At 34.1% G+C, this 13,214-nt stretch carries 10 protein-coding genes and 1 pseudogene; 1 reads left to right on the top strand and 10 read right to left on the bottom strand.

The genetic code is table 11. From position 1 onward, the window contains the following. Positions 1-265 precede the first annotated feature (265 nt). The 9 genes and pseudogenes from ACECE_RS0220625 to ACECE_RS0220585 form a co-directional block, all read right to left on the bottom strand. Complete coding sequence (locus tag ACECE_RS0220625) at positions 266-2,347, bottom strand: methyl-accepting chemotaxis protein (protein ID WP_010250698.1); 2,082 nt, start codon at positions 2,345-2,347, stop codon at positions 266-268. Positions 2,348-2,663: 316 nt separating this feature from the next. Then, the gene (locus tag ACECE_RS0220620) at positions 2,664-4,073 is read right to left on the bottom strand and encodes an ABC transporter substrate-binding protein (RefSeq protein WP_010250696.1); all 1,410 of its coding nucleotides are present in this window, start codon (positions 4,071-4,073) and stop codon (positions 2,664-2,666) included. Between the two features lie 366 nt (positions 4,074-4,439). Next, positions 4,440-4,906: pseudogene (locus ACECE_RS0220615) on the bottom strand (ISAs1 family transposase); the annotation flags it as partial. Positions 4,907-5,115: 209 nt separating this feature from the next. Then, complete coding sequence (locus ACECE_RS29710; protein WP_010250692.1) at positions 5,116-7,608, bottom strand: SGNH/GDSL hydrolase family protein; 2,493 nt, start codon at positions 7,606-7,608, stop codon at positions 5,116-5,118. Between the two features lie 275 nt (positions 7,609-7,883). Next, positions 7,884-8,036 carry a hypothetical protein gene (locus ACECE_RS31335; protein WP_010250690.1) on the bottom strand — a complete coding sequence of 51 codons (153 nt, stop codon included), beginning with the start codon at positions 8,034-8,036 and terminating at the stop codon, positions 7,884-7,886. Between the two features lie 11 nt (positions 8,037-8,047). After that, entirely contained in the window at positions 8,048-8,467 is a 420-nt protein-coding gene (locus tag ACECE_RS0220600) for a YjdF family protein (RefSeq protein WP_010250688.1), read from the bottom strand. 173 nt (positions 8,468-8,640) lie between these two features. Beyond that, positions 8,641-8,907: a TfoX/Sxy family protein gene (locus tag ACECE_RS0220595; RefSeq protein WP_010250686.1), complete on the bottom strand. Its 267-nt coding sequence runs from the start codon at positions 8,905-8,907 to the stop codon at positions 8,641-8,643. 156 nt (positions 8,908-9,063) lie between these two features. Beyond that, positions 9,064-9,303 (bottom strand): zinc ribbon domain-containing protein, encoded by a 240-nt coding sequence (locus ACECE_RS0220590; RefSeq protein WP_010250684.1) that lies wholly within the window; start codon positions 9,301-9,303, stop codon positions 9,064-9,066. 1 nt (position 9,304) lies between these two features. Next, complete coding sequence (locus ACECE_RS0220585; protein ID WP_010250682.1) at positions 9,305-9,904, bottom strand: TetR/AcrR family transcriptional regulator; 600 nt, start codon at positions 9,902-9,904, stop codon at positions 9,305-9,307. Between the two features lie 269 nt (positions 9,905-10,173). Between ACECE_RS0220585 and ACECE_RS0220580 the strand changes: the two genes are divergently transcribed. Continuing rightward, positions 10,174-12,369, top strand: coding sequence for a M28 family peptidase (locus ACECE_RS0220580; RefSeq protein WP_010250679.1), 2,196 nt, complete (start codon positions 10,174-10,176; stop codon positions 12,367-12,369). A gap of 350 nt (positions 12,370-12,719) precedes the next feature. Here ACECE_RS0220580 and ACECE_RS0220575 read toward each other — a convergent pair. Then, the coding region (locus ACECE_RS0220575) for an IS66 family transposase (protein WP_010250677.1) at positions 12,720-13,214 on the bottom strand (495 nt) is incomplete at its 5' end.

Raw genomic sequence — 13,214 nt, 5'->3', positions numbered from 1 at the left:
TTGAAGATTCTAAAATACCAGAAAAAGCTTAAAGTTTTAAACTGAAGCATCCAACTATCGTGAGGTAGAAGGAAGTCGAAAGCCGGGGAAGGCAAGTAGGTTGGTTTCTTGGAAAGCCGGATGAAGTGAAAGTTTCCTGTCCGGTTTGGAGGAGGGGAAAAGGTGGCTATTACGTCAAAACCTTACCTATTCCTATGCGGGGGTTATAGTAGGGCTTTGAAAGATTAAAACAAAGGGGTGTACTTGGTTTTGAAAAAGAGAATTTTCACACTTTAAATATTGCTACGGCATCGCTAAGCCTTTGTGCCATTATATACATTTCCTTTGACAGCTTCGCGAGTTCCTCACTACCTGACATCTGATCATAGGCACTTGCTGCTAACTCTTCGGACATTGCTACTGTATCTTCCGATACTGATGATATCATCTGCATGGTGTTAATTGAGCTATCCCTAAATACCAGCATTTCTTCAGCTGCAGTTTCAATTCCATCCATGCGCTGCTTTATTCCATCCATGCACATATAAATTGTTTTAAAAGACTTGTCAGTTTCATTTACTGCAAACTTTTGCTGTTTTATTGCTTCTCCTACAATATTTGCTGTATAAACTGTCTGCTGTGTTTTTTCCTGGATTACGCTAAGAATATTATTTATTTTTTTCGAAGCCTCTTTTGACTGATAAGCTAGTTTTTTAACCTCCTGTGCGACAACTCCAAAACCCTTACCCGCTTCGCCTGCTTTTGCCGCCTCAATGCTCGCATTTAACGACAACAAGTTTGTCTTCTCTGCAATTGTTGCAATAATTTTTATAATAGTCTTAATGTCTGACATGTCCTGCATAAGACTATTTATGTCCTCTACTATCTTCCGTGAAGCCTTATCTGATTCTTCTGTCCTCTTATTTAAATGATAAACAACCTCGAGAGCATTCTGACTTAGATTCTTTGAATCCGCTACCACATTTATAACAGATTCAATATTCTCTTCAACTCTGCTGATACAATCAGACAAACCATTCATATTGTCTACTCCCTGTGATATATTAGTAGCTTGATTTGTAGCACCACACGCCAAATGTTTGGACGATAGTGAGATTTGCTCTATTGTTGAGTTTAGCTGCTTGGAAGAATGCGATACATTTCCTGCAATGTTGTTCACATTACCCGCTGAAGAATAAACATCTAAAACCACCCTCTTTACTTCGGTTATCATATCTGTGAAGTATCTTGTTACCTGCCCGATTTCATCTTTTTCGGCATCAAATAAATCAACAACAAGGTTGCCGCTCTTTACCTCTTTCATAGCAGCAATTAATTTTTTTAAAGGCACCCATATGCTCTCAGCTATAAGGTATGAAATTATAAATGCAAAGAATAAACATATAACAGATAAAAACAGTATCATATTCCTGATTTCAATTGACGTACCTTTGATATAGGATTGAGGCAGGGCATTAATTATATACCAATTAGTATCCGGAACTTTACAAAATACCACATAGTAAGCCCTAGATCCGATATCGGCAGCAAAAGAACTTTTTCCTGCTTTCTCACTATCTTTTATATGTCCAATTAATTTTCCTTCAAAGTATTTTTTTCCGACTTGATCTGAAATTCCACTAGAAACAACCAAACCATCAGAAGATAAAATTAAACCGATCGAATCAGGTTCAACAATTGAATTTTTATAAATATCAACCAATACTTTTTCCTCAACTGCCATCCATACGTTTCCTACATAAGTTTTTGTATCTGTTCCGATTTTCTGGACTGACTGCGAACCAATGTTCCGATTTATAATAATATGTTGGTCATATATAAACCATTCAGTCAGGCCATCACTTACAGGTACTGCTTTATCCACTATATATCCATCCTGCGGATTAAAAGGATATTTTCCATAACTCCACAGCTCTTTTGTACCACTTCTAATTGAAATATATTTAATATCCTTATTCCGTACAAATTTAGCTGTTGTAATACTAACAATTTGCTGGATTACGGCTTTTTGATCATCTTCACTTATATAATCCCAATTTTCTAAGCTCTTTGCAATCATTTGGTTATAGGCAAATTCTGTAAGATTGTTTTCGTAATTATTAACTACATTACCAATATTGTTTCCCAGCTGAGTAGCCAATTCAACAGTAGATGAACTAATTTTGGTTTCCAGAGCATTTACTGATTTTGTGTAGGAAATTACACTTGTCAAAAGAAGAGGCAAAACAGATATCAGCAGCAGTGATGCCACTATCCTTACCTGTATCTTTGTGGCTCTCAGCAGCTTCAATGATCCGGTAAATAATTTTATAAGGAGTTTATGTGCCAATACTATGGGACTATTCATGTTTATTTTCCCCCATTTTGATTAAACTATAAACAAATAATTCTCCTCTTATATTGACTTAGAAAAATAACAGTTTCCGCATAAGTAAATCTTATATATCAAAATATTTTGTATACGAAATTACTAATGTATGCATCATCTATGCTTATCAACAAAAGTACGATAACTAGTAAAATATCATCAAATAATGTGCTCTACCCATAGTCATTCTACAAATAAAATAACTCCGGTGTCTGCACAAAACTCAGATAATCATATACTAGTTATCGTCATTTTGCGAAAGTAATATAACCCCTTAATTTATAATTAAATTTACCTATTTATTTCTGTTTGAATACAATTCATTAATCTTTGACTGATATCGAGCCTTTTGTGTCTTAATAGCTTCTTGTACAGTCAGTTTCCCGGAAATAACATTAAATGTGGTGTCATAAAACCCTTCAACGCTACTTAACGGTCTGGAGAACTCAAAAAGCATATCCTGATTGTCAATAATCTTAAACATATCAACTATATCCAAGTCACTGCCATATAGTGCAACGTCATTATAACGACGTGTGTCATTCTCTTCTTTAGTTAAGTATGGATTATTGGTAATCCAGTCCAGCAACACAATAGCTTTATCCTCTAAATTATCAACATTCTTTGGAATCATAAATCCATACATGAATGGAGTGCCTCCTGTGTAAGTTGTTGCTTTTGGCCCCATTGGGAACGGAACACAGCCCAGCTCGTCCTGAAATCCTTCCTTAATTCCTTTGCTCATAGAATTGTGAGCTGTCATTGCACATTTTCCGGAAGCAAACAACTTAGCACCTTCATTCCACGATGGTCCCTTCTCTGTCATCTGCATGGACTTATCAACCTGTGCCAGATCCCTCAAGAACTCCATAGTTTCAATATATGCAGGATCATCAATAGTAACTTCTATTTTACCACTTTCAGTGGTTTGGACTAAAGTAGCTCTGTTTGCAAAATAGAAACCTGCTACACGGTCAGCATGTCCAAGGTTTGAAATTCCCCAGATATCAGTCACTCCATCATTATCTGTGTCGATCGTAGCTTGCTTTGCAATTTTGCGGAAGTTTTCCCAATTCCATTGATTTTTCCTCACCAGATCATAGGGCGATTCAATACCATACTTTTTGAAAATAGTTTTATTAAAATAGATAACATCTGAAGCCTTTACAGTATCAGCTATTGCTATATGGTATAATTTCCCATCAAACAATCCTGACTGTGCATAATCCTTATTATAGTTATGTATAAGCTTTGAGCTGGAAGTGTCCGCCACCCCATCCCAAGATTCTAAGAGGTCTCTAAGTGCAGCTTCAAAAAATATATCTGTCTGAACACATATAAAATCTGCATATTTTTGATTGGCTGCTACTGCTGATTCCAAATCTAAAATGAATTCATCGCTTACTTCATTTTTGCTAATTTCAATTTTACAGTTATATTTTTTTTGAATATCTTCAAACCATCTTACATTTAAATCCCCAGTTTCATTTCCACCAGTTGGAATCAGATCATACCCCTGTGTTACAATCTTAATAACAGCTCCATTTAAATCAGGTATTTGGGTTGACTCTGGGGTGTTTTGTGACTGTATATTTTCTTTGCTTGTAGCATCGGTGTTTTTAGCTTCACTGCTTTTTACACAGCCTGATAATAAAGAAAATACCATAAAACTTGCCAACGTCATTGAAATCCATTTTCTCAACATAAAACCCCTCCTGGATTATTGTAGAATCTTACATCATGGAAATTGAAACTGGAACAGCAGAATAAAAGAAGATAAGACGAATACAGAATAGAACTGATTTAGAATAACGACCTTTCTATTTGTATAAGCTAATTATATCATAAATAATGTAATAATTCAATACTATTACATGGGTCTTTATGGGTCTTTTACGGTAAAAGCATGAAATAGAATTTCACACTAAAACCTTATATCAAGTTTTTTAAAAATGCCATTTCAGCATCAAGTATAGGATATGACTATAATTAGAAATGAAAATGCTTTATCACAAACAAGCCAAGCAGTCCTATACGGATATGCCCCTCCAAATAACACCAAATAATTTTTTTACTTGTTACAAGTAAGTAATTGTTCCAAAAAATCTAAATTCCAACCAGCTTTTCGTCTTTTTGTTTTCATGCTTTTTTTAACGGATGTAAATTCAATTCTTCCGTGCCCTTTATTAGCGATCCTACAGTGCTTCACCTTATGCTTTTCAATTTTATCATCAAGAGTTGTATCAAAATAACTGGATACCTCTTCATTAAGCAATGGATGATTTCCTTTGAGTGACAATACATAATCAGCTTTTTTCTCTTTAATTTTTGCTGCAATTTCTTTTTGTGTACACATGGCATCAATTGTAACAATGCATCTGTTAATATCTAATATATCAAGCAATTCGGGTATTGCTTTTATTTCATTGCTTTTTTCCCTTGTTTTCACTTGTCCAAGAACCATGCCTATTTCCTTAACCAAGCACTTACAATATGAAGAGGTCTTTTGTTTTTATCAAAAGTGTGTCTCATAAATTTGTCCCTTTTATGTTGTATTTTTATTGTTTATATATATTACAACATATTTTCATGAATAAAAAAAGAGCTAAAACGCTTTTATTTCAAGCTTTTTAGCTCTTTCATAATATATCCCATATAATTATATACATGCGTTAGCCGTGAGTATAAGGGAAATAATAAAAAACATTTTACATTATAAATTCTGGTTGTAACTATATAAAACACTTTTATCTAAGTTTCGATACTTGAGGCATCTTTAGAGTTTTCATATTATTAATAACTATTTTAGCCATTTCATTTGCACCATAGCTTGAAAAATGTGTGTTGTCACCAGATTCATTAGTTAAGAACAGTTTCTTTGAATCGTTGACTCCAAGAGATTCAACCAACTTTTTACTCTCACCTGTCAAATCAATATAATCTATACTATTAGCAGTTGCTACCTCTTTCATAATAGCAGGAAGGTTTGCACCTGCACCATTTATGTGAATAGCTGTATTGGATAGAGTTTTGTTATCAGAATTAAATAACCTTCTTACAGGTGGCGAAATCAATACTGGGATAGCACCTTTATCCTTGGTTCTTGTAACAAGGCTAGTTATATTTGTCTTAAATGCACTAGCTGAAGTAGTTTTATCATTATGTCCAAGCTGAATAAATACATAGTCACCTTTTTTCAGTTGTTGTTCTATTGCTGGGAAGAGGACTTTATTGCTCAGGAAACTTCCTGAGTTTTCTCCTGAGTCACCATAGTTTGCAATACACAATCCGAGCTTGAAATACTGAGGAAGCACCTGACCCCACCCTGTAAAAGGGCTACTCGGTTGATCACATACAGTAGAATCTCCTGCTATATAAATCATACTTGGATTTTCTGATTTGACAACTCCAATACCATTTACTTTTGGATTAGAGCCTGAGAATACCAAATCAAGTCCTGATGTTCCTGTGCCCCCCTGACCGGTTGGTTGTCCTTCAGGATTTCTGACGTTTATAGTAAATGTTTGTCTTGAAAAAGTTCCAGCACTTGTTGTTATTGTACCTAGCATTGGTCTGCGAGTTTCACCCTCTATATTTGTAGAACTCGCTGAATTAGCATCACCAAAAACTACTGTAACATCATAATTTCCTGGTTGCACATCCATATGAAATTTTATAGGGTTTGTTCCTGTAAGTTTGCTGATTAATGAAGGATCTACAGCAGGTCCGTCATTACTGGATGGAGGTGTTGTCGCTGTAGGTGTTGATATTGCAGATGTTTGTGATGGTGTTGTTGTAATATTGGACGGTTCTATCTTAATATAGTCTAAATTGGGTCCTCCACTAGCGTTAATACTTGTAGCTCTGATTACATTATTTCCCTTATTAAGTTCAATAATCATGCTTTCTTCAGCCCATGTAGACCAGCTCCCAGTTGCAAACAGGTCTAGGCTGGCGCTGGTGGACTTAGAGTTGATGCTTAGTTCTAAAGGCCTATCGTCAGCTCCACCATGTGCATATCTTAATGTTATAGTATATATTCCGGCTGTGCTTACATTAACATTCCATTCAATATATCCCCCGATTTCATTATCATAATTGACATAACTTGTTCCGGTATACCCTGAATTAGTAGTTTCTGTAACTGCTTTATAGAGTTTTCCATCCTCTGCCTGGTATAAAGACGTGTTATTTCCAGGTGTGGGTGTTACAAGTGTATTATCCTCTGCAGGAAACTTATGTATGATTCCCAACAGAAATTGCCGCATAAATGCAAAGTCCATAGAGTTTATGTTACCATTTCCATCCACATCACCTGCCACCTGACCATTAGAATAAGGAAAAACACTAATAAATCCAAGCAAATATCTTCTCATGAGTGCAAAATCGATTGAGTCTACAAATGTATCACCATTTAAATCTCCATATATTGCGATTGTTAACGGCTTGGGCGAATTAATTACAGGAGTAGCTACAGGTGTAGATGTAGATACTACAATTGGAGTTTTGGTAGCTCCACCTTTAACATATGCTGAAATTGGTAAATCTAATCCACTAACTCCCTCCGACACAAGTCTTGCCATTTGATATGCCCCCTTATCATTAAAATGAAGCACATCATTTGGCATGTACAGCTTCAAAGCTTCGTTATACCCTATTTTATTTAAATAATCTAACGCTGCTGTCTGCAAGTCTATAATTTTAGTATTTGTCTCTGCTGCAACTTCTTTTGCTGCTGTACAATAATCCTTGAAGTCATTCTGAAATGAGCCATTTGAATAATCAAACCTGGTAGTAGGTGTTATTATTACCGGGATAGCTCCTTTATTTTTTGCACCATCTATGTACATTTTCAGATAAGTTCTAAATGTGGTTTTAGGATCTGTATATCTGGATGTGTCATTTTTATATCTATCATTTATACCCCATTGAAAAAATAAATAATCTCCAGATTTTATAACATTTAGAATTTCTTTCAGACGCCCTTCATCTATATAAGACTTTGAACTTCTTCCGCCAATTGCTTTGTTAACAAAAACAACATCACTAGTAAAAAATTCTGCAATCCTTTGCCCCCATCCCTGCTGTGGTGCTTGGCTGGAACCATAAGTCTGGACTGTTGAATCTCCTGCAATATAGACTGTAGGTTTATCAGCTGCAAGTGCAACAAACGTAAAACAGGATGAACACATTGCAACAATGATCAAATAAACCAAAAATCTTACTTCTTTGACTTTCATAGTTTAATTCCCCCTCAAGAATAATTAATATAATTTATTATTAATGTATGCGAAACATCTTTTATTTTTAAGGGTAACAAAAGTGGAAAGCACAAAAGATTTTAACTATTTTCCTTTTAATTCTAAATATACAAAAGACTTATTATGATGAAAAGGGGATTCTTTTGATGGTAAAGTTAATGAGTTTGTTGATATAGTATTGTTTGACGAGAGAGGTAGTGAAATCTATTGCAAATCACATTTGTTTGATGCTAAAACAAAAAAGCTGGCAATTGCTACATATAAGCAACCTGAAGTGATTGCTGTCGACCAAAACTGGACTCAAAATCCTGATGCAGTATTTTTCTACTCGGTAGCAAATATTGATTTTTTAAGATTTCCTTATACTCATCTATTGAAATCATCTTTAAATCCAGTGAATAACCCATCTTGCCAGCTCCTAATTTATATTAATGCCCCTTTTTCTTTTCCTTCTTTTTTCCTGTCTTTTTTCAAACTTAAGCTGCTCCAACTCCTCACGCTTTTCCTTAGAAGTCTTTTTCTGTTCCTGTTTTCGAGCTTCATGCTCCAATTTTATTGCTTGCTGTGCTTTAGTGCCAATACCTGAATCAGAAGTTTCTTTTCTTACTTTTCGTTGTAGTCGCTTTGGGTTTATCCTTTTTCCTGATTCAAAGTCAACTCTGATAGGTCTGCTGAACCTAAGCTTATAATAGTTTTCAAGAATAAAAGCATATACCTCATAATCCTTTGGCTCTGCACCAAAAACAACTCTTGAAGTTTCAAGTAAACCTTCATCAAACCTTTCAAATACCTCAACCCAAAAAGGGTCATCAAAATAGACCGTCAATTTAGCATTCATTTTACTTTCTCCTGAAATTTATTATCAATAGAACGAACAACCCCAGGAGGGCAGGTTACTGAGAGGATATCCTGCATCCAGATTACCAACCAGAACGCATGGGCGAGCAGCAAGCTCAGCTTGCGAACAGCCCAGATTGTGTTTTCATCTCTCTACATTAATTATAGTAAATTTCACTTAAAAGAGTCAAAAAATTTTTTTAAATCCTCTTTCGATTCACAACTTAAATTATGCCACCTAATTCCTTGGATTGCCCCTTCAAGCCCATAAAGAGAACTTAAGCAGGTATCTCCCTCATGCAATCTTAGCTTAATAAAGGCATCTTTACTTCCGATTTTCTTTAAAGTTTCAGTATCTTTTATTCCTACTGTAGCAAGCCGTTTTTCCATAGTCTTGCCTATATTAGGCAATTCACTTAAACTACCCATATCACACCTCATCAAAACCATCCTATGCAATTGGTAAGGATTTAACCGCCCTATTTCCAACTACTGAAAGGCATATTAGTATAGCACTTTTAGATTCATTTAAAAATCTGAAACGAATTGCTTACCATCCTATTATCCATAATGAATAAACCTACCCTTTGAAAATGCCTAGCAAGTCTTCCATGCTGGCAACTTTGTCATCATACCCTTGGCTGCATTTCTTGCTGCACCCGCATCTAAACCTTGTGTTCTGATAATAAATCCAGTCAAACTCTCAAGTTTTTCTTCATAGTTTTGCATTGAACCGTCCGGTCTCGAACAGTATTTACAGTAATCCTTGCTTTCATCTCCCATTGCAAAATCTTCTTTATTTTTTATAGGCATTCCGCATGCAATACATATTTTCAAACTAATTCACCTCCTTCTCTCTGAAAGAAATCAAATTCATATAATGATTAATCAATTGCTGCCCATATCTTGAAATAACAGATTCTCCTGGTGCAAATATTTCTCTGTTCATTAAGTAATAATTTATAAGACCAATCCATGTATTAAACATAAGATTTAACGGCATTTTTAATATTCTTGATGCACTCATTTCACGTTCAGCTACTTGAATTAGATGAAATGATATCGCAGATTGAATCCCTATTAATGTATTACGCGCGCTTTCAGGAAGTAAAGACGCTTCGGCTATTAATCTTGAATAGAATAATTCATTTTCTTGTATGCCTTTTAAATGAGCTATAAGAAGCCCTTCCATTTCACATTTTTCTTCAACTAACTCATGTAACTTTTTAGTAACTCTCATCCCGAATTCTTCAATAGCTGCTTCCACCAAAGCTTCTCTTGTTGGAAAATGTGCAAATATGCTTCCGTGTGATAGATTTGCAGAAGCGGCAATATCAGAAGTCTTCGTTGTAAGCAACCCATCCTTTGCAAACTGATTTAATGCTATGTCGATTATAATCTTCTTTGTTTTGGCTTTTTGTTCTTGTCTCTTATTCACAATATATTGACTCCTTACTCATTGAGTGTATACTCATTATAATTCAGGATAACTTCATTGTCAAAAATATTTTCTTAAAAAATAATAAGCCACCAACTAGAGATCATTTCCCCTCCAATTGGCAGCTTCATATACTCACTTATCAACCCTATCAAAAATAACCTCATAAGGATAAAACAAATATTCTGAATACTGAATTCTATAGTTCTGAATTCTTGCCATGGAAAAAGAAGTAATGGTATAATATTACACAAAAACTGGAGGTATTTATGAATTATAAAAAATATGCTTTGCCCGCTATTACGTTGATAATAACAACAATAGTAGCTTTCTGTTCAATATTTTCTCTGTACACAAGTCCAAAAAGTGATTTTCAGACCTCAAGAGCCATGGAGCATTTAAAACAAATTGGAAAATCACCTCATTCTGTTGGCATGAAAAATCATGATGTTGTTAGAAATTACATAACTGATCAGCTTGATCTTCTCGGAGTAAAATGGGAATTACAAGAAGAGTTGTTTTATGAACCTAAGAGTAAATCCCTGGCAAACATTAAAAATATTATTGTCTCAATTCCAGGCAAAAAAGCACAAAAAACCATGGCAGTTGTTTCTCATTATGACTCCGTCCCTAACGCACCTGGTGCTAGCGACGCCGGTTTAAGTATTGCTTCAATGTTAGAATGTATAAACATAATAAAGGACGAACCTCCACTGGACAATAATATCATTTTTCTCTTTACAGATGGAGAGGAGCCTGGATTATTGGGAATGCAGTCTTTTATGACCAATCATAAACTGTCCCAAAATATAGACTTTGTAATAAACTTTGAGGCTAGAGGAACCTCAGGACCTTCACTCATGTTTGAAACAACTCAGGGCAATTTAAATACAGTTAAAGCTTTCCGTAAAGCATCCTCTAATATAACAAGTTCTTCTCTAATGCCTGATATCTACAATACATTGCCTAATAACACAGATTTTAATATTGCAAAAAACAAAAAAATTCAGGGATTAAATTTTGCTTTTTTATGTAATAAGTATAATTATCACACCCTTAGAGACAATCTCGACAATGTTAATATGACTACTTTCCAACAACAGGGGCACCATATGCTTTCTTGTATAAGATATTATGGGAATGCTGACATAGACTCTTTATATACAAATAAAAATGGAGTATTCTTTAACATTTTAAATTTTCTATTTGTTATATATTCTCAGGAATTTATGATAGCAATAAAAATTTTGATTTTACTCCTGACTTTTACTACTTTTATATTAGCCTTAGTTAAAAAAATAATTAATTTGAAACATGTATTAATTAGTTTTTTAACACAGATTATTATTGGAATACTACTGTTTTTCTCCCTTCCATTAATCCAGAAAGTTAGTATTATTCTTGGAAAAGATATTTATTCACGGCTTACCAAGATAAATTACAGCAGTATCCCTTTGTTTGTTATGATGAGTTTAATAGTTTTTATAATAGTTTTTATAGTATACATTCCTCTGACTAAAAAATTAGACACTCACTCGTTACTATTCTCTAGTCTAATATGGTGGACATTTCTTTGTGGGATAACACTTTTTTACTTTAAAGGAGCAAGCTATATTTTTGATTGGGTTTTATTATGTAATTCACTTGTTTTACTCTTTACAGTTTTAAATAAAGAAATAACACATAAAAGCTGGTTCAATATAATTCATCTGATACCTTTCTGGATTGAGATTATTATTTTATATCCTTTAGTTTTCTTATTTACTGAAACTTTTTCTTTGTTGCAGTTTAAATTCTCTTCAATCATTTTGTTTTTAATTCTGATTTTAGCCATGCCTCATTTTCATAATGTCATAAAAAGAAAATGGTTGTTTGTAATTGGTATCCTAGTTATTTGTGGCACTCTTTCAATAATCGAATATAATACCTCAAGTATGAATTATAATATGGACGATGTTAGCTATTACTATTATAAAAATATTGAGGGTGTTGAGGACAAACAAATTGATTATTATTCAATCTCAGGCACCAACTACCAGCCTTTAAAACAGAATTTAGACAACCCTGATCTCCCAATTATAGAAGCAAAAGTCATTAATGAAACAAATGAAGGAGATAATAGAATTGTTACTTTTAAGATATTAACTCCAGTATTTTCTTCTAAAGTTTTCGTAAATATCAGCAATAAGGATCATCATATTAATAAAGCTGTGTTAAACAGCAAATATTCATTACCATTAAATGATGATATTACTATAAAAAGCTCCGCCATAAAGGAAGATGATATGATAATTACACTCTCATTGCCAAAAAAAGAAAGTGTATTTTTTACTGTTTTCAATGACATTAGTGGATTTGATGAACTTAGTGGATATGGCATTTATAATAAAATATTGAAAGTAAATCCCAACGCAACTCAAAACCTTTTCGCTTCAATTTCAGTAACTAAAGAATATAAGTATTAATACCTTCTTAATAAAAACCATTTTGGATGATAGTATATTCAATAAAAATAGTCAGTCCCTAATTAAATTTGTGACTGGCTATTTTTATCTTAAACTATAAGTTCACGTTGTGCTTCTGGCTTGTCATATCGTGCGCAAACTTTTCATACTTTTGCACATCTCTTTCGTGAATTTTTAACTTTATTCACAAGCTATCCACAGCCAAATTCACACTTTTGTCCACATTTTTCTTCCAACATGCGCAGCTTCAAACCCTTTAATTTCAGTCTATATTTAAAACTACATCCTCAATTTTTAGGTTTATTCACATTATATTCCCGTAAGCGTAAAATACAACCCGTCTACAATTACTACTCCTTCTGTTGTAAAATCTTATTATTAAGTCTGCAGGATTCAGGCAAATCATCCGACCAAGGCATTAAGGAATCCAGCACACTCTGATCTTTGACATCTACATTTGGAAGCGTTTCCAGCAAATAAGTCAGATATTCAAAAGGCTTAAGATTATTTGCTCTGGAAGTTTCAATAATACTGTAAATCATTGCACTTGAGGTAGCTCCGCTTGGAGTATTGCAAAACAGGAAGTTTTTACGTGATATAACAAATCCTTTTATACTCCGTTCCGAAATGTTATTATCGCAATAAAGTCTACCATCAAGTAAGTAATTATTAAGCTTATCCCATTGGTTCAAACAATAATTAACAGCTTTACCAGTGGCACTCTTAGGTGTAATTCGAGGTCTTTGCTGCTTGAGCCATTTGTAAAACTCATCCAATATAGGCTTGCTTTTTTTGAGTCTGCCTTCATATCTTTCGTCTGGGCTCGCATCTTCAAGCTCATGCTC

It is taken from the genome of Acetivibrio cellulolyticus CD2 (genome assembly GCF_000179595.2).
Classification (GTDB): domain Bacteria; phylum Bacillota; class Clostridia; order Acetivibrionales; family Acetivibrionaceae; genus Acetivibrio; species Acetivibrio cellulolyticus.
This window is presented reverse-complemented; position numbering and strand designations above follow the sequence as displayed.

Excerpts from the sequence above, each read along its gene's own strand:
- ACECE_RS0220580 (WP_010250679.1), top strand. The coding sequence starts at position 10,174 with ATGAATTATAAAAAATATGCTTTGCCCGCTATTACGTTGATAATAACA.
- ACECE_RS0220625 (WP_010250698.1), bottom strand. The coding sequence starts at position 2,347 with ATGAATAGTCCCATAGTATTGGCACATAAACTCCTTATAAAATTATTT.
- ACECE_RS0220595 (WP_010250686.1), bottom strand. The coding sequence starts at position 8,907 with ATGAGGTGTGATATGGGTAGTTTAAGTGAATTGCCTAATATAGGCAAG.
- ACECE_RS0220600 (WP_010250688.1), bottom strand. The coding sequence starts at position 8,467 with ATGAATGCTAAATTGACGGTCTATTTTGATGACCCTTTTTGGGTTGAG.
- ACECE_RS31335 (WP_010250690.1), bottom strand. The coding sequence starts at position 8,036 with ATGGGTTATTCACTGGATTTAAAGATGATTTCAATAGATGAGTATAAG.
- ACECE_RS0220620 (WP_010250696.1), bottom strand. The coding sequence starts at position 4,073 with ATGTTGAGAAAATGGATTTCAATGACGTTGGCAAGTTTTATGGTATTT.
- ACECE_RS29710 (WP_010250692.1), bottom strand. The coding sequence starts at position 7,608 with ATGAAAGTCAAAGAAGTAAGATTTTTGGTTTATTTGATCATTGTTGCA.